At 42.3% G+C, this 18,130-nt stretch carries 12 protein-coding genes; 11 read left to right on the plus strand and 1 reads right to left on the minus strand.

Annotated features, from left to right (window positions below; genetic code table 11):
- Window positions 1-76 precede the first annotated feature (76 nt).
- From recQ to HMPREF9010_RS06485, 10 genes are all read left to right on the plus strand, one after another.
- Complete coding sequence (gene recQ, locus HMPREF9010_RS06530; RefSeq protein WP_004305598.1) at window positions 77-2,257, plus strand: DNA helicase RecQ; 2,181 nt, start codon at window positions 77-79, stop codon at window positions 2,255-2,257.
- Window positions 2,258-2,343: 86 nt separating this feature from the next.
- Window positions 2,344-3,822 carry an IMP dehydrogenase gene (guaB, locus tag HMPREF9010_RS06525; RefSeq protein WP_004297169.1) on the plus strand — a complete coding sequence of 493 codons (1,479 nt, stop codon included), beginning with the start codon at window positions 2,344-2,346 and terminating at the stop codon, window positions 3,820-3,822.
- Between the two features lie 103 nt (window positions 3,823-3,925).
- The gene (locus HMPREF9010_RS06520) at window positions 3,926-5,470 is read left to right on the plus strand and encodes a peptidylprolyl isomerase (RefSeq protein ID WP_083792391.1); all 1,545 of its coding nucleotides are present in this window, start codon (window positions 3,926-3,928) and stop codon (window positions 5,468-5,470) included.
- Window positions 5,471-5,524: 54 nt separating this feature from the next.
- On the plus strand, window positions 5,525-6,370 hold the full coding sequence (locus HMPREF9010_RS06515; RefSeq protein WP_004308632.1) for a hypothetical protein: 846 nt from the start codon (window positions 5,525-5,527) through the stop codon (window positions 6,368-6,370).
- 9 nt (window positions 6,371-6,379) lie between these two features.
- A complete protein-coding gene (locus HMPREF9010_RS06510; RefSeq protein ID WP_004297172.1) occupies window positions 6,380-7,762 on the plus strand; it encodes a peptidylprolyl isomerase in 1,383 nt (460 codons plus the stop codon).
- A gap of 22 nt (window positions 7,763-7,784) precedes the next feature.
- Window positions 7,785-9,548 carry an OstA-like protein gene (locus HMPREF9010_RS06505; protein WP_008650414.1) on the plus strand — a complete coding sequence of 588 codons (1,764 nt, stop codon included), beginning with the start codon at window positions 7,785-7,787 and terminating at the stop codon, window positions 9,546-9,548.
- A gap of 1 nt (window position 9,549) precedes the next feature.
- Entirely contained in the window at window positions 9,550-9,849 is a 300-nt protein-coding gene (locus HMPREF9010_RS06500; protein ID WP_004297174.1) for a hypothetical protein, read from the plus strand.
- A 17-nt stretch (window positions 9,850-9,866) separates the two neighbouring features.
- Window positions 9,867-11,768, plus strand: coding sequence for a DNA mismatch repair endonuclease MutL (gene mutL / locus HMPREF9010_RS06495; protein ID WP_004297175.1), 1,902 nt, complete (start codon window positions 9,867-9,869; stop codon window positions 11,766-11,768).
- A gap of 103 nt (window positions 11,769-11,871) precedes the next feature.
- Window positions 11,872-13,059, plus strand: a complete 1,188-nt coding sequence (locus HMPREF9010_RS06490) for an OmpA family protein (RefSeq protein ID WP_008650415.1) — start codon at window positions 11,872-11,874, stop codon at window positions 13,057-13,059.
- A 718-nt stretch (window positions 13,060-13,777) separates the two neighbouring features.
- Entirely contained in the window at window positions 13,778-16,111 is a 2,334-nt protein-coding gene (locus tag HMPREF9010_RS06485; protein WP_008650416.1) for a DUF2339 domain-containing protein, read from the plus strand.
- A 90-nt stretch (window positions 16,112-16,201) separates the two neighbouring features.
- On the opposite strand, the gene trpS is transcribed toward HMPREF9010_RS06485, so the two are convergent.
- Window positions 16,202-17,296 (minus strand): tryptophan--tRNA ligase, encoded by a 1,095-nt coding sequence (trpS, locus tag HMPREF9010_RS06480; RefSeq protein ID WP_004297181.1) that lies wholly within the window; start codon window positions 17,294-17,296, stop codon window positions 16,202-16,204.
- 203 nt (window positions 17,297-17,499) lie between these two features.
- On the opposite strand from trpS, the gene HMPREF9010_RS06475 reads away from it, so the two are divergent.
- Window positions 17,500-18,087, plus strand: a complete 588-nt coding sequence (locus HMPREF9010_RS06475; RefSeq protein ID WP_008650417.1) for a hypothetical protein — start codon at window positions 17,500-17,502, stop codon at window positions 18,085-18,087.
- The last annotated feature ends 43 nt before the right edge of the window (window positions 18,088-18,130 follow it).

Here is an 18,130-nt window from a genome sequence, read left to right on the forward strand (position 1 = left end):
ACTTTGTTTGGCTCTCTTGAAGAAGAGAACATACTTAAAGTTAAACCATGAACTGAATAAAACAACCTTAGTTAAGATGGCAGGGAAGATTAATTTAACAGATGAACTGAAAAAGTATTTCGGATTTAATAAGTTCAAGGGAAACCAGGAAGCGATCATTAATAACTTGCTCGATGGTAAAGATACCTTTGTACTGATGCCTACCGGTGGCGGGAAATCTTTATGCTATCAGCTACCTTCGGTCTTGATGGAAGGTACGGCAATCGTAATTTCTCCGCTCATTGCGTTGATGAAGAATCAAGTGGATGCAATGCGCAATTTCAGTGAAGAAGATGGCGTCGCCCATTTTATCAATTCTTCATTAAATAAAGGCGCGATAGACCAAGTGAGGTCGGACATCCTTGCCGGAAAGACAAAATTGCTATATGTAGCGCCGGAGTCGCTGACGAAAGAAGAAAACGTAGAGTTTTTGCGTTCGGTAAAGATTTCGTTCTATGCAGTGGATGAAGCTCACTGTATTTCTGAATGGGGCCATGACTTTCGACCGGAATACCGGCGGATTCGCCCTATTATCAATGAAATAGGTAAAGCTCCGTTGATTGCGCTTACCGCAACGGCGACACCGAAGGTGCAGCATGATATCCAGAAAAATCTGGGAATGGTAGATGCTCAAGTCTTCAAATCTTCGTTCAACCGTCCGAACCTTTATTATGAGGTACGTGCGAAGACCGCTAATATTGACAGGGATATTATCAAGTTTATCAAAAACAATCCGGAGAAATCGGGCATTATCTATTGCCTTAGCCGGAAAAAAGTGGAGGAACTTGCTGAAATCCTGCAGGCAAACGGTATCAATGCGCGTCCTTATCATGCTGGAATGGATTCGTTGACCAGGACCAAGAATCAGGATGATTTCCTGATGGAAAAAGTGGACGTTATTGTAGCGACTATCGCTTTTGGTATGGGAATTGACAAACCGGATGTGAGGTTCGTGATTCACTACGATATTCCAAAGAGTCTGGAAGGGTATTACCAGGAGACCGGGCGCGCCGGTAGAGATGGCGGTGAAGGTCAGTGCATAACCTTTTATACAAACAAAGACTTGCAGAAACTGGAAAAGTTCATGCAAGGAAAACCTGTGGCAGAGCAGGAAATTGGCAAGCAGCTTCTGTTGGAAACCGCTGCTTATGCCGAATCTTCCGTATGCCGACGCAAGACGTTGCTGCATTATTTCGGTGAAGAATATACGGAAGAAAATTGTGGAAATTGTGACAACTGTTTAAACCCTAAAAAACAAGTGGAGGCTCAAGAGTTATTGTGTGCCGTGATTGAAGCGATTATCGCGGTGAAAGAAAATTTTAAGGCAGATTATATTATAGACATACTACAAGGTAAAGAAACTTCCGAAGTACAGGCGCATTTGCATGAAGACCTCGAAGTCTTCGGCTCCGGTATGGGTGAAGAGGATAAGACATGGAACGCAGTGATTCGTCAGGCGCTGATTGCAGGTTACTTGAGCAAAGATGTGGAGCATTACGGACTCCTGAAAGTGACGGAGGAAGGACATAAGTTCCTGAAGAGACCGAAGTCATTCAAGATTACCGAGGACAACGATTTCGAAGAGACGGAAGAAGAAGTACCGGCACGCGGCGGTGGCTCCTGTGCAGTAGACCCGGCTCTTTATTCCATGTTGAAGGACTTGCGGAAGAAACTCTCGAAGAAACTGGAAGTACCGCCTTATGTGATCTTCCAGGACCCGTCTTTGGAAGCAATGGCTACCATTTATCCGGTGACATTGGACGAGTTGCAGAATATACCTGGCGTAGGTGCCGGAAAAGCAAAACGTTATGGTGAAGAGTTCTGTAAATTAATCAAACGCCACTGTGAAGAGAATGAGATAGAACGTCCGGAAGACCTGCGGGTACGTACGGTTGCCAATAAATCTAAGATGAAGGTAGCTATCATTCAGGCAATTGACCGTAAAGTGGCGTTAGATGATATCGCTCTTTCCAAAGGGATTGAATTTGGTGAACTGCTGGACGAGGTAGAAGCGATCGTTTATTCGGGAACCAAACTGAATATAGATTACTTCCTGGAAGAAATCATGGATGAAGATCATTTGCTTGATATCTACGATTATTTCAAGGAATCTACCACTGATAAGATTGATGATGCGCTTGACGAATTAGGCGATGACTTCACGGAAGAGGAAGTTCGTTTGGTACGTATTAAGTTCATCTCTGAAATGGCTAATTAAAAAAGCGAAAAAAATAGGCGTGCAGGTATGCGGTTTTGAATAAAAACCGTATATTTGCACGCAATAATTTTTAAACGCATAGCCCTATGTCATTTATTGCTGATAAGATTGTAATGGATGGGTTGACTTACGACGACGTATTGTTGATCCCCGCTTATTCTGAAGTTTTACCGCGCACTGTCGATCTCTCGACTAAGTTTTCAAAAAACATTGAGTTAAAAATACCTTTTGTGACGGCTGCCATGGATACGGTTACCGAAGCGAAAATGGCGATTGCCATTGCTCGTGAAGGTGGTATCGGTGTGATTCACAAAAATATGTCTATCGAAGAACAGGCAAGACAAGTTGCTATCGTAAAGCGTGCCGAAAATGGTATGATTTATGACCCTGTAACGATTAAAAGAGGTTCTACTGTTCAGGATGCACTGGACATCATGGCGGAATATAAAATCGGTGGTATCCCTGTGGTAGATGATGAAGGTTATTTGGTGGGTATTGTAACCAACAGAGATTTGCGTTTCGAAAGAGACATGGCAAAACATATTGATCTTGTCATGACTCCGAAAGAAAGATTGGTGACTACTAACCAGTCTACTGACTTGGAATCTGCTGCACAGATTCTTCAGAAACATAAGATTGAGAAACTTCCGATTGTCGGAATGGACGGAAAGTTGATCGGTCTTGTCACTTATAAAGATATTACAAAAGCAAAAGATAAACCGATGGCTTGCAAAGACGCCAAAGGGCGTCTGCGTGTAGCTGCCGGTGTAGGTGTTACTGCCGATACGCTGGAACGTATGCAGGCATTGGTGGATGCCGGTGCAGATGCAATCGTGATTGATACAGCTCACGGACACTCTAAGTTTGTGATTGAAAAACTGAAAGAAGCAAAGAAACGCTTCCCGAATATTGATATTGTGGTAGGTAACATTGCTACCGGAGAAGCTGCCAAAGCTTTGGTGGAAGCTGGTGCAGATGCTGTGAAAGTAGGTATCGGCCCGGGTTCTATCTGTACCACTCGGGTGGTTGCCGGTGTAGGTGTTCCACAGTTATCGGCTGTCTATGATGTAGCAAAAGCGTTGAAGGGTACAGGTATTCCTTTGATTGCCGATGGTGGTTTGCGTTATTCGGGCGACGTGGTGAAAGCATTGGCTGCCGGAGGATATTGCGTAATGATCGGATCATTGGTTGCCGGAACAGAAGAATCTCCGGGTGACACTATTATCTTCAATGGTCGTAAATTCAAATCCTATCGTGGTATGGGTTCATTGGAAGCAATGGAGAACGGTTCGAAAGACCGCTACTTCCAGAGTGGAACGGCTGATGTGAAGAAGCTTGTTCCCGAAGGAATCGCTGCCCGTGTTCCTTATAAAGGTACGCTTTTCGAAGTTGTGTATCAGCTGACTGGTGGTTTGCGTGCAGGTATGGGATACTGTGGCGCTGCTAACATTGAGAAACTTCATGACGCTAAGTTTACCCGCATTACCAATGCAGGTGTAATGGAAAGTCATCCGCACGACGTGACGATTACCAGTGAATCGCCTAACTATAGCCGTCCGGAATAATAGATAGATACGGTGAACTATTAACGGTGAACGGTGAACAGGCTGTATAATCAGCAGGGTGTTCACTGCTCACCGTTTGTTGTTTGAAAAATAAAAATTGATGATGAAAAGAAGCCTGTTGTTGGGATGTATTTCTCTCTTTGTAGTCGCGGTCTTTGCACAGGAAGATCCGGTATTGATGCGTGTTAACGGAAGAGAGATACTCCGTTCGGAATTTGAATATGCATACCGCCGTTATGCGGAACGTTCAAATGCCAGACTTTCGTCCAAAGAGTATGCGGCACTTTTCGCTCAATCAAAGTTGAAAGTGGAAGCAGCCAGGGCTGCCGGACTTGATACGACCTCTATTTTTCGTAAACAACAGGAGAAATGCCGGACCGAGTTGGTGGAATCTTATCTGATAGACAGGCAAGTGATGGATAGTTGTGCCCGTGCTATCTATCAGAAGATGGGGTTGAAAGCACGTAGCGGCAGGGTACAGGTGATGCAGATTTTCAAACGTTTGCCACAGACAATCACTTCCCGGCATTTAGAAGAAGAAAAAACGCGGATGGATTCTATATACCGGATGATACAGAATCAGCCGGATTTGAACTTTAACCGTTTGGTCGAAATATACTCGGATGATAAGCAAAGTAGATGGATCGAATGTCTGGAAACAACGAGCGAGTTTGAGAATGTTGCTTTCTCTCTGGCAAAAGGTATGGCATCGCAGCCCTTTTTCACTCCTGAAGGGATTCATATCTTGAAAGTGATGGATCGGGAGGAAACAGCTGCTTACGAAAATGTCAGTGCCAGGTTAATGGAACGGTTACGGCGCAAGGAGATTTTGGACAAAGGTACAGGCGCGGTGCTCGAACGCTTGAAAAAAGCATGGCAGTATGCTCCCAATCAGGCGGCAATGGAAGAACTGCTGGCGAAAGGCCGTACAGAACAAACTCTGTTTACGATTGACGGACAAGCATACACCGGAACTATGTTCACGCATTTTGCCTCTTCTCATCCTCAAGCTGTCAAACGGCAGTTGGAAGGATTTATAGCTAAGTCATTGCTGGATTATGAAAGCCGGAATATCGATAAAAAGCATCCGGAAATTCCTTATGCCTTGCGGGAATCTGATGAAAACTATTTGGTGGAAGAGATAACACGTCAGAAAATAGATTTGCCCGCAGCTAATGACCGGGCGGGATTGGCTACTTATTTTAAATTTCATTCGTCGGATTATCGGTGGGAGAGCCCCCGGTATAGAGGAGTCGTGCTTCATTGCGTTGATAAAAAGACGGCAAAGCAAGCCAAAAAAATGCTGAAGAAAGTGCCGGAAAAAGAGTGGGCGGACAAGCTTCGGCAAACTTTTAATACATCCGGGGAGGAAAAGATACAAGTTGAACAAGGAATTTTTGCCGACGGAGACAATAAATATATAGATAAACTGGTTTTTAAGAAGGGTGATTTTGATCCTTTGATGTCTTGTCCTTTTACTATTGTTGTAGGCGAAAAAATGAAAGGTCCAGATGATTATCGGGAAGTAATTGATCGGGTTCGAAAGGATTATCGAAGCTATCTTGACACGTGCTGGATGCGGGAATTGAGTGAGTCCGGTAAGGTTGAAATAAACCAAGAGGTTTTAAAAACAGTTAATAATAACTGATGTAACCGATTATTCACTATCTTCGTACCTTAAATAAGTAGATTTTAGTTGCCGATGCGAATATTAGTCCTCTTACTGATTACCCTTCTTGGTTGTGGAGCGTGCAAGGAACAGCACGACCACAAAGGAAAGACTCCTTTGGTAGAGGTGGACGGTAATTTTTTATATAAAGAAGATTTGATGTCCGTGCTTCCGGTCGGATTGTCAAAAGATGATAGCATTCTCTTCACCGAGCACTATATTCGTAGTTGGGCGGAAGAGATTTTATTGTATGAGAAAGCTGCGAACAATATCCCCGATAATGTGGATGTAGACAAGCTGGTGGAGAATTATCGGAAAGCGTTGATAATGCATACTTATCAGCAGGAGTTGATTAGCCAGAAGTTGGCGAATGATATTTCCGAACACGAGATAGCAGAGTATTACGGCAAAAACAAGGAATTGTTTAAACTGGAAGGTCCGTTGATTAAGGGATTGTTTATTAAAGTGCCGTTGACAGCTCCCCAGTTGAACAATGTGCGCAGATGGTATAAGTCGGAAAAACAGGATGCTATCGAGAGCCTGGAAAAATATAGTTTGCAGAATGCGGTGAAATATGAATATTTCTATGATAAATGGGTGTCCGTGACCGATGTCCTGGACATGATTCCGTTGAAAGTAGAGGCACCGGAAGAGTACGTAAACAAACACCGTCAGGTAGAATTGAAAGATACGGCTTATTATTATTTCCTGAATGTGAGCGATTATCGCGGAGTTGGTGAGGAGAAACCGTATGAATTTGCCCGCTCGGAAGTGAAAGACTTACTGGTAAATCAGAAACGGGTGAGCTTTATGGAACAGGTAAAGAACGACTTGTATCAGCAGGCGGTAAGTAAGAAGAAGATTATATATAATTATTAAATACAAAGAATGAAGAAGTTTGTGAACTTTAGATTTGTTGTTACCCTTGTCCTGGCAATATTTGCTAATGTGGCAACCTATGCACAAGATAATGTGGTTGATGAAGTAGTTTGGGTAGTAGGTGACGAAGCTATTTTAAAATCAGATGTAGAAGAGGCCCGTATGGATGCCTTGTATAATGGACGCAGATTCGAAGGCGATCCTTATTGTGTAATTCCTGAAGAGATTGCTGTGCAGAAGTTATTCCTGCATCAGGCAAAGTTGGACAGTATCGAGGTTTCCGAAGCGGAAATCATCCAGCGTGTGGATATGATGACCAATATGTACATCCAGCAGATCGGTTCCAGAGAGAAAATGGAGGAGTATTTCAATAAAACATCCACCCAGATTCGTGAAACTTTGCGTGATAATGCACGTGACGGATTGACGGTTCAGAAGATGCAGCAGAAACTGGCAGGAGATATCAAAGTGACTCCGGCAGAAGTACGCCGTTACTTCAAAGATCTTCCACAGGATAGTATCCCTTACATTCCTACACAGGTGGAAGTGCAGATTATTACTTTGCAACCCAAAATACCCGTTTCGGAAATCGAGGATGTAAAGAGGACACTGCGTGATTATACGGATCGTGTGACAAAAGGAGAAATCGACTTCTCTACATTGGCCCGTTTGTATTCTGAAGATAAGGCTTCTGCCATTAAAGGTGGTGAATGTGGATTTATGGGACGTGGTATGATGGACCCCGCTTATGCGAATGTGGCATTCAGCTTGCAGGACCCGAAGAAAGTTTCCAAAATTGTAGAATCGGAATTTGGTTTCCATATTATCCAGTTGATTGAGAAGCGTGGTGACCGTGTTAATACCCGCCATATCCTGTTGCGTCCGAAAGTCTCGGAAAAAGAACTGACCGAGGCTTGTGCCCGTCTGGATTCTATTGCAGATGATATTCGTGCTAACAAATTCACATTTGATGATGCCGCTGCCGTTATCTCACAAGATAAGGATACCCGCAACAATCACGGTATCATGGTGAACATCAATGAACATTCAGGTATCACTACTTCTAAGTTCCAGATGCAGGATCTTCCTCAAGACGTTGCTAAGGTAGTGGATAAGATGAATGTTGGCGAGATTTCCAAAGCTTTTACAATGATTAATGAGAAAGATGGAAAAGAAGTATGCGCTATCGTGAAATTGAAAACTAAAATCAATGGTCATAAAGCAACCATCGCGGAAGACTATCAGGATCTGAAAGAAATCGTAATGGATAAGCGTCGCGAAGAGGTGTTGCAGAAATGGATTCTGAACAAGCAAAAACACACTTATGTACGCATCAACGAAAACTGGCAGAAGTGTGACTTCAAGTATCCGGGTTGGGTCAAGAATGACTGATATAACCTTGCTTTGACTTTATATGCTGAAAAAGAATAAGAAAAATAAACAACAAGACAGGCATAGATGGCTCCTTATAGGCTTTCTATGCCTGTTTGGTGTATGTCTTGTGGCACAAGTGAGGCCGACGGGACAGAAACCCACGGCAGGGACTTCGACAAAATCGACTGCGGATACGTCTAAGACGGCTCCCAAAACCAAAACGCCGGCGGGTAATAAGAAACAATCGGACAACAAGAAGCAACCGGAGAATAAAAAGACCAAAGTTTACTTGCTCCATGCTGACGAAGGACAGGCGGATAAGCTGGCACGTCCGGATGTGCAGGTGTTGATTGGTAACGTGAAGTTGCGCCATGACAGTATGTATATGTACTGTGACAGTGCACTGATTTTTGAGAAAACCAACTCCGTAGAAGCCTTCAGCAATGTGCGTATGGAACAGGGAGATACCTTGTTCATCTATGGTGATTATCTTTATTATGACGGAATGACGCAAATTGCGCAACTTCGTGAAAACGTGAAGATGATTAACCGGAACACGACCCTGCTGACGGACAGCTTGAACTACGACCGTCTCTACGATCTCGGATATTATTTCGAGGGGGGAACTTTGATGGATGAAGAGAATGTACTGACTTCTGACTGGGGCGAATATAGCCCTGCAACAAAACAGTCGGTATTCAACCATGATGTGAAGTTGGTGAACCCTAAGTTTGTGTTGACCTCCGATACATTGAGGTATAATACCGAAAACAAAATAGCAGTGATTCTCGGACCTTCAAATATTGTCAGTGATAATAATCATATCTATTCGGAACGGGGATTCTATAACACATTGACCGAACAAGCGGAATTGTTGGACCGTTCGGTCCTGACCAATCAGGGGAAGAAACTTGTAGGCGACAGTCTGTTCTATGACCGGGTAATCGGTTACGGAGAAGCATTCGATAATGTGAAGATGACAGACTCCATCAATAAGAATATGCTAACGGGCGATTATTGTTTCTATAATGAATTGACGGACTCTGCGTTTGCAACAAAACGTGCTGTTGCTATCGATTATTCACAGGGAGACAGTCTTTATATGCATGGGGATACTTTGCAGATGGTGTCCTATAATCTGAATACCGATTCTTTGTACCGGTTGATGAAGGCTTACCATAAAGTACGTATGTATCGTACAGATGTTCAGGGAGTATGTGACTCACTGGTCTATAATTCGAAAGATTCTTGTATGACCATGTATACTGACCCTATTCTTTGGAATGACGGACAGCAACTGCTTGGTGAGCAGATCAAGATTTATATGAATGACAGCACGATTGACTGGGCGCACATTATCAACCAGGCGTTGACAGTGGAGATGAAAGACTCTATTCACTATAATCAAGTGTCCGGCAAGGAGATGAAAGCCTATTTCGTTAATGGAGATATGCGCCATATTGAAGTGATCGGTAATGTGCTGACAGCTTTTTATCCTGAAGAGAAAGACAGTACGATGACCGGATTTAATTGTCTGGAAGGTAGTATGCTGCATCTTTATATGAAGGATAAGAGAATGGAAAAAGGACTTTTTATCGGTAAATCCAACGGAACGATGTATCCGATGGACCAGATACCGCCTGATAAACTGCGTCTTCCTACTTTTGCCTGGTTCGATTATGTCCGTCCGCTAAATAAGGACGATATTTTCAACTGGCGCAGCAAGCGTGCGGGAGAAACATTGAAGCCGACTACCGACCGGCGACCAAAGACAGAAAAGCGAAACTTAATAAATATGAAGTAGTATGGGAATGTTTAACTCAATGAGAAAGCCCCGGGGCTTTAATCATCAATACATTTATGTAGACGAGCGGAAAGAAAAGCTCGCTAAGATGGAGGAGAACGCCAAACGTGACTTGGGGATGCTGCCGGAGAAAGAATTTAATCCGGAAGATATTCGCGGTAAATTCGTCGAAGGTACTACACATTTGAAAAGAAGAAAAGCAAGTGGCCGCAAACCGGTTTCTTTCGGAATCATACTGATAATCATTGCCTTCCTTCTCTATCTGTGGCATTATTTAGCAACAGGAAGCTGGAGTTTTTAATTGTTAATTTACGAAGTATGAGCGATATCATTCATTTGTTACCTGATTCGGTAGCTAACCAGATTGCTGCCGGTGAAGTGATACAACGTCCGGCATCTGTTATCAAGGAGCTAGTGGAGAATGCGATTGATGCAGATGCGCAAAATATACATGTGTTAGTGACTGATGCGGGTAAAACCTGTATTCAGGTGATTGATGATGGAAAAGGAATGTCCGAAACGGATGCCCGTCTCTCTTTTGAGCGGCATGCTACTTCCAAGATACGGGAAGCTGCGGACTTGTTTGCTTTGCGTACCATGGGATTTCGTGGGGAAGCATTGGCATCCATCGCAGCAGTGGCGCAGGTAGAACTGAAGACGCGTCCGGAATCGGAAGAACTGGGAACGAAACTGGTGATTGCGGGTTCTCAAGTGGAGAGCCAGGAGGCTATATCCTGTTCTAAAGGAAGTAACTTCTCTGTAAAGAACCTGTTCTTTAATGTGCCTGCCCGTCGTAAATTTTTAAAGGCTAATTCCACTGAATTGAGCAACATCCTTGCCGAATTTGAGCGTATCGCTTTGGTGCATCCGGAAGTTGCCTTTTCGCTTTATAGTAATGATTCGGAACTGTTCAATCTTCCGGTATCACAGTTACGCCAGCGTATTCTTGCTATTTTCGGTAAGAAGCTCAACCAGCAATTACTGAATATAGACGTGAACACTACCATGGTGAAAATCTCCGGATACGTAGCCAAACCGGAGACTGCCCGTAAGAAAGGAGCCCATCAGTATTTCTTTGTCAACGGACGTTATATGCGCCATCCTTATTTTCATAAGGCAGTCATGGAGGCTTATGAACAGTTGATTCCCGCCGGTGAACAGATTTCCTATTTTATCTATTTTGATGTAGATCCGGCTAATATTGATGTGAATATTCACCCGACAAAGACCGAGATCAAGTTTGAGAATGAGCAGGCCATCTGGCAGATACTTTCAGCATCCGTTAAGGAATCGTTGGGTAAGTTCAGTGCTATCCCTTCCATTGATTTTGATACGGAGGATATGCCTGATATTCCGGCATTTGAGGAAAAGATATCTTCCGAACCTCCGAAGGTACATTATAATACAGATTATAATCCATTTAAAGTCTCTGCCGGTGGCGGTGGTGGCGGATCGTATAGTCGTTCGAAAGTAGAATGGGAGGATTTGTACGGAGGGCTGACAAAAGCCAGTAAGATGAATAATCCGCAGCCGGAACCCGAAATGGATTGGGAGGATTCTTCTATTGGAGGCGAACCGGCCTTCGTGGAAGAAAAGATAGAGACGGTGACATCCGCCGCTTCTTCTACTTTGTATGCCAACGAACCGGTGATGGAAAAAGGAAATCAGCATTTGCAGTTTAAAGGGCGGTTTATTTTGACTTCAGTTAAATCGGGTCTGATGCTAATCGATCAACACCGGGCACATATACGGGTGCTTTTTGATCGCTATATGGTACAGATTCAACAGAAACAGGGAGTATCTCAAGGCGTTCTCTTCCCGGAAATATTACAATTACCGGCTTCAGAAGCTGCTGTTCTTCAAAGCATTATGGATGATTTGTCGGCAGTCGGCTTCGATTTGAGCAATCTGGGAGGCGGTAGCTATGCCATCAATGGCATCCCTTCGGGTATTGAAGGACTGAATCCGGTCGAACTGGTGCGTAATATGCTACATACAGCGATGGAAAAAGGGAATGACGTTAAGGAAGAAATCCAAAATATTCTGGCATTAACATTGGCGCGGGCAGCGGCTATTGTCTACGGACAGGTGTTGAGTAATGAAGAAATGGTAAGCCTTGTAGACAACCTTTTTGCCTGTCCCTCACCGAATTACACACCCGATGGGAAAACCGTTTTGACAACCATTAAGGAGGAGGACATCGAAAGATTATTCAAATAAAACAAATAAATTCATCTTTTCCTAAAACCTTTTAGTTCAGTTCGTGTTATTTAAATAGTTCAACAAAGAAAAAGATTTAAATAACCACTTAACTATTAGGTATATGAAAAAGATTCTGATGTTGCTGGCATTTGCCGGCGTTGCGTCTGTCGCTTCTGCGCAGCAGACAATGACTGTAACTGAATACGAAGTGATTCAGGTGCAAGATAAATATCAAGTAATAACTAATCCTTTCTGGAGTAACTGGTTCTTCTCTGTAGGAGGAGGTGCTCAGGTATTGTATGGAAACAATGACCATATCGGTAAGTTCAGAGATCGTGTTGCTCCCACATTTAACGTGTCTGTTGGTAAATGGGTAACTCCGGGATTCGGATTGCGTTTGCAGTACAGCGGATTACAAGCCAAAGGATTTACCACCAGCGAAAATGCTAATTATGTGGTTGGCGGTCCGAGAGAAGATGGTTCTTACAAACAAAGATGGGACTACATGAACTTGCATGGTGATTTGATGATTAACCTGAATGCACTTTTCGGTGGATACAATCCGAACCGTATATATGAAATTATCCCTTATATTGGTGCCGGTTGGGCTCATGCTTATTCTCGTCCTCACACTAACTCCGCTACTTTCAATGCAGGTATTATCAACCGTTTCCGTTTGTCGAATGCTGTTGACTTAAATCTGGAGTTGAGTGCAACAGGTCTGGAAGGCAAGTTTGACGGAGAACATGGAGGTAAACCCGATTATGATGGTATTTTAGGTGCTACCATCGGGGTGACTTATTATTTCCCGACTCGCGGATTCCAACGTCCGGTTCCACAGATTATCTCTGAACTTGAATTAAACCAGATGCGTAACCAGATGAATGCAATGGCAGCAGCTAATATGCAATTACAACAGCAGTTGGCAAATGCACAACAACCGGTTGAAGTAGAAGATACTGAAGAAGTTGTTATAACAGATACTAATATTGCTCCACGTACTGTATTCTTCAAGATCGGTTCTGATAAATTGTCTCCGCAGGAAGAAATGAACTTGTCATATCTTGCCAGCAAGATAAAAGAATCTCCGAACGCTACATACACAATCAACGGATATGCAGACTCTGCAACAGGTACTCCGGCTTTCAACCAGAAGTTGAGTTTGGAACGTGCACAAGTTGTTAAAGACCTGCTCGTTAAGAAGTATGGCATCTCTGCCGATAGATTGAAAGTTGCAGCCGGTGGTGGTGTTGACAAATTCGGTCAACCGATTCTGAACCGTGTAGTATTGGTCGAATCAGCACAGTAATCATATAATTTCAGTATTCGGCGATTCTTTGTGATCGCCTGCTGAAAGAGAGAAGGCGGCTGAAAGCGAATCCTGAAATAAGGTATTTTCGCTTTCAGCTGCCTTTTCTTTTCTTATTTTAGGACCATTAATACTTGCCTGGGCTTTTGATTATGAGTTTGAGGTATATGGAAGCGCTTACACTGATTATAAATGTAGGTTGTTTTACCTTGAAGAAGCATAGCTTTAGGGAACGTAAAGCATAGCTTTTGCCTACCTAAAGCTACGCTTTAGAGGGGGAATAAGAGGTACTCCACACTTCCCCTGCAAATAGCTATTTTTTCAATCCTCTTCACCTTTCTTCTGAACTCTCGATGAATAAACTGTTTGCGGGTGAAGGGAGGGCTTCTCATTACCGTATTCATCACATTACATATCGAAAAAATGTCATTACAGTGCTTTCTAAAATCATTGCATTAATTGTGGCAAACACTGCAATGTTTTTTTAATCATCCCAATGAAAAAAATAATCTATTAGCATATTTGTTTTTGCTATTAGCATCTTCCTTTTAGCTATAATGATATTCTGATTAGCTATAATGAAATTACATACAAAGCAAAGTGAAAGGGCTTGAATCTCTGTTAATTCACTCTTGATTTGAATCATTCTTACTGGAATAATCGCTCTGTGTAGCAATATTTTATATATTTGTGATATGGAACTCAAATCTAAAATATTATGGACGATATAAATACCGTATACGCACTACTCGTTTTAATTATGTTTTTTGTTTTATTGAGTAGGCTGGATAATCGTTTTGGGAAGATAGAAAGAGAACTGAACGAGATAAAAAAACGGATGGATGATTATCTCAAAGTTCAGCAAAGAGGGGTTACTGAAAAGGTAAAGCCTGAAGGAGAAGCATTGAAAAAGGAAAACGAAGATATCTCTGCATCACCTCAAATAATAGAAAAAACTTCGACACTAGAGACTAAACAGCAAAAAGAAACTGTACCGGAAAAACAGAAGCCGGTTGTTGAAACAGTTATCCGTGAGACACTGGAAGAAACACCTGAAAAGACGGTTGAAACAGAATTGGAAGATGTTGTTCCAAGACAAAAGAAACAAGTGAACTATGAGAAGTTCATCGGTGAGAATCTCTTCGGAAAGATCGGTATCCTTATATTCGTCATCGGTGTAGGTTTCTTTGTGAAGTATGCTATTGATAAGAATTGGATCAATGAGACTTTCCGTACCGTACTTGGTTTCCTGACGGGAGCTGTATTGCTGGCCGTTGCCGAACGGTTGCAAAAGAAATATCGTACATTTAGCTCGTTACTTGCGGGTGGCGCTTTTGCTGTATTCTATCTTACGGTTGCCATTGCATTCCATTATTATCATATCTTCTCGCAGACTATGGCGTTTATCATTCTGATAGGCGTCACTGTATTTATGTCTGTTCTGTCTGTGGTGTACAATCGGCGTGAACTGGCTATCATTTCACTTGTCGGAGGATTTCTTGCACCTTTCATCGTAAGCAGTGGAGAGGGAAGTTATCTGGTACTGTTCACTTATGTAAGTATCCTGAATCTCGGTATGTTCGGACTTTCCATTTATAAGAAGTGGGGTGAGCTTCCGATGATCTCATTTGTCTTTACCTGGCTGATAATGGGAATCTTTCTTTTATTTAGCTATACCTCCAGTTCTACAGTTATTTCGGGGCACTTGTTTTTGTTTACCACTCTGTTTTATTTTATCTTTCTACTTCCGGTGTTCTCTATTCTTCGTGGGGAAGATATGCGAACAATGAGTCGGGGGCTGGTATTCGTCATTATAACGAATAACTTTATTTATCTGCTTTCGGGAGCTTTGTTCTTGCGGAATATGGGATGGTCTTTCAAAGCAAGCGGTTTGTTGAGCCTGTTCATTGCTCTTGTTAATTTAGGACTGGTGCTTTGGTTATGGAAGAGCCGGAAAGACTATAAATTCCTGGTGTATACCACTCTGGGGCTTGTGTTGACATTTGTCTCTATTACCGTTCCGATTCAGTTGGATGGAAACTATATAACATTAGTTTGGGCGTCAGAAATGGTGTTATTATTATGGCTTTATATCAAGTCGAGAATCCGGGTATATGAATATGCGGCAAAGATACTGGTGGGACTCACCTTTATTTCTTACCTGATGGATATATATAGTGTAGTAATGCATGAGCATCATGCTGTCAGCACTATTTTCCTGAACAGTTCATTTGCCACCTCTTTGTTTGTAGGGCTGGCTATGGGAGCATTTGCTCTGTTGATGGGGTATTATAGACCATTCTTCTCTACAGCCCGTCAACTGAAATATGGTTTCTGGAATCCTTTCATGCTTTTTGTCTCTGTAGCCATACTTTATTATACATTTATGATGGAGTTTCACCTGCATTTTGAGGGAGCTACGAGGAGCGGAGCAATGTTTTTGTTTACTGCCATTGCCATTTCGAGTGTTTGTTATGCTTTTAGAAAACGATTCCCGATCACCCAATGTCTGACTTTCTATATGTTAGCTATTGGGATAAATACGCTTGTATATATCATAAATATATGGGGAGATCAATGGGAGAACATGGCTTTTGTGCCTGTTGTACTACGATGGTTCACGGCAGCATTTGTAATAGCGAATATATGCTATGTGGCACGCCAATACTATCTATTAATCGGCATCAAGAGTCGTTTCACTATTTATCTCAATATTCTGGTCACTCTTCTTTGGGTGACAATGGTACGCTCTTTCCTCTGGCAGGTAGGAGTGGATGATTTCAGTGCCGGACTTTCGCTTTCATTAAGTATTGCCGGATTTGTTCAGATGGGACTAGGGATGCGTTTGCATCAGAAAGTCATGCGCATGATAAGCCTTTCGACTTTTGGAATCGTTCTGCTTAAACTTGTATTTGATGATTTGTGGGCAATGCCTACTATCGGTAAGATCATTGTATTCATCATTCTCGGACTGATATTACTGATACTTTCATTCCTTTATCAGAAATTAAAGGATGTATTATTCAAGAATGATGAAGATGAAGTTAGCTAAATCTTAAATTATATATTATAATAAAGGCTGCCATTCTTTCTTAGAGTAGGCAGCCTTTACTTTATATGATACGTTTTTATGCAAACTTCCTTATTCCTGTGAGAAACGTTTTACTTGTTCCTCGATTAACTCCTTGTCATCGAAATAATTAATCTTCATTGCTTTTTTCACATCTGCCAAAGTCTCGGCAGCAGCAGCTCTGGCTACTTCGCATCCTTGCTGAAGCATGTCATAGATAGCCGGAATATCTTTGCTGAACTCTTTACGACGGTTACGAATCGGTTCGAGTATTTCTTGCATAATAGAGTTCAGGAAACGTTTTACTTTTACGTCGCCCAGTCCGCCGCGTTGATAATGTGCTTTCAATTCTGCCAGATTCGGATAATCCGGTAAGTAGCGTTCGAAATGTTCGGGGAGGCAGAAGGCGTCAAGGTAAGTGAATACGGTGTTACCTTCAATCTTTCCCGGGTCTTGTACACGGAGATGTCCCGGATCGGTATACATACTCATGATCTTCTTCTGGATTTCTTCCGGTTCTTCCGAAAGGTAGATACAGTTTCCGAGTGATTTACTCATTTTAGCTTTACCGTCAGTTCCCGGAAGACGCAGGCAGGCTGCATTGTCCGGCAACAGGATTTCCGGTTCTACCAATGTCTCACCATATATATAGTTGAAACGGCGAACGATTTCACGAGCCTGTTCAAGCATTGGTTCCTGGTCTTCACCCACAGGGACAGTTGTTGCACGGAATGCTGTGATGTCCGCTGCCTGGCTGATAGGATAAGTGAAGAAACCTACAGGAATACTTGCTTCAAAGTTGCGCATCTGGATTTCCGATTTCACAGTCGGGTTACGTTGCAGGCGAGATACGCTTACAAGGTCCATATAATAGAAACTAAGCTCGCATAATTCCGGAATTTGCGACTGTATGAAGATGGTAGCTTTAGACGGGTCTATGCCACAAGCCAGATAGTCAAGGGCTACTTCAATTACATTCTGACGCACCTTTTCCGGATTGTCTATATTGTCTGTCAATGCCTGCGAATCGGCAATGAAGATAAACATCTTGCTATAATCACCTGCATTTTGCAGGTCAACTCTGCGTTTCAACGAGCCTACATAGTGACCGATATGAAGTCTTCCGGTAGGACGGTCGCCCGTCAATATGATTTTTTCTTTTCCCATATTTTATTACCTTATTATATAATGGCGACAAAGATAAGGATAAAAACTGAAAGATACATCAAAATGCAGTTACTTCATGATTAATGCTTACTACTGTTAGTCTTGAAAATGAGCTTTCTATTAGAAAAAACAATTATTAAAGAAAATATTCTGTTTACCGGATTAATTCAATATCTTTGTCGGTATCTAAAAACTTTTATATTATGAAAACAGGAAAACTACTAGGAATGTTGCTATTCGTTTTAGGTATATTCAGCCTGATGGGTTGTAATGATGAAATGACTGATGAGGAAGAAGGCTGGTATGATAGCATCCCGGATGGAAATTTCTTTTCGAGAGGAAATACGGTACGATTCTACTATATAGATGGGAATGGAAACAGTCTGATAAATCCGGAGGATAAAAATACACTCCCTGTGTCATGGCGTGAAGAATTAGTTAATCCGATAGAACGTACAGAAGACTATAATGCGGAGCATGGTAACTATAATGGTAATCATAACTGGGTTGTTTATGATGAGGAAGAGGGGGTGTATTATTGCACAGTGAGCGCTTATGGAGATGAAAGACAGAGCACTTATTCTTTTCCAATTTATGTAAATGGCGAAAAGGATGCAATGCAAATCACCTATAAATATACGGATAGAGACGTTATCGGCGGTAAATATTGGGCGAAAATGATATCCTGGAAATATAATGGCGTGCATGTTTACTCGGACGACGACGAACCATACAAGAAAGTATTCATTAAAAAAGCCAATGGAAAAACAACCGTTTCATTGACGCGGTAAACTATTTCAGTAAAAAATGAACGTTTCTTTTTGTCATTTGCAA

The sequence above is a fragment of the Bacteroides sp. 3_1_23 genome (genome assembly GCF_000162555.1).
In the GTDB taxonomy this organism is placed as follows: domain Bacteria; phylum Bacteroidota; class Bacteroidia; order Bacteroidales; family Bacteroidaceae; genus Bacteroides; species Bacteroides ovatus.

Excerpts from the sequence above, each read along its gene's own strand:
- recQ (WP_004305598.1), top strand. The coding sequence starts at position 77 with ATGGCAGGGAAGATTAATTTAACAGATGAACTGAAAAAGTATTTCGGA.
- guaB (WP_004297169.1), top strand. The coding sequence starts at position 2,344 with ATGTCATTTATTGCTGATAAGATTGTAATGGATGGGTTGACTTACGAC.
- HMPREF9010_RS06520 (WP_083792391.1), top strand. The coding sequence starts at position 3,926 with ATGAAAAGAAGCCTGTTGTTGGGATGTATTTCTCTCTTTGTAGTCGCG.
- HMPREF9010_RS06515 (WP_004308632.1), top strand. The coding sequence starts at position 5,525 with ATGCGAATATTAGTCCTCTTACTGATTACCCTTCTTGGTTGTGGAGCG.
- HMPREF9010_RS06510 (WP_004297172.1), top strand. The coding sequence starts at position 6,380 with ATGAAGAAGTTTGTGAACTTTAGATTTGTTGTTACCCTTGTCCTGGCA.
- HMPREF9010_RS06505 (WP_008650414.1), top strand. The coding sequence starts at position 7,785 with ATGCTGAAAAAGAATAAGAAAAATAAACAACAAGACAGGCATAGATGG.
- HMPREF9010_RS06500 (WP_004297174.1), top strand. The coding sequence starts at position 9,550 with ATGGGAATGTTTAACTCAATGAGAAAGCCCCGGGGCTTTAATCATCAA.
- mutL (WP_004297175.1), top strand. The coding sequence starts at position 9,867 with ATGAGCGATATCATTCATTTGTTACCTGATTCGGTAGCTAACCAGATT.
- HMPREF9010_RS06490 (WP_008650415.1), top strand. The coding sequence starts at position 11,872 with ATGAAAAAGATTCTGATGTTGCTGGCATTTGCCGGCGTTGCGTCTGTC.
- HMPREF9010_RS06485 (WP_008650416.1), top strand. The coding sequence starts at position 13,778 with ATGGACGATATAAATACCGTATACGCACTACTCGTTTTAATTATGTTT.
- trpS (WP_004297181.1), bottom strand. The coding sequence starts at position 17,296 with ATGGGAAAAGAAAAAATCATATTGACGGGCGACCGTCCTACCGGAAGA.
- HMPREF9010_RS06475 (WP_008650417.1), top strand. The coding sequence starts at position 17,500 with ATGAAAACAGGAAAACTACTAGGAATGTTGCTATTCGTTTTAGGTATA.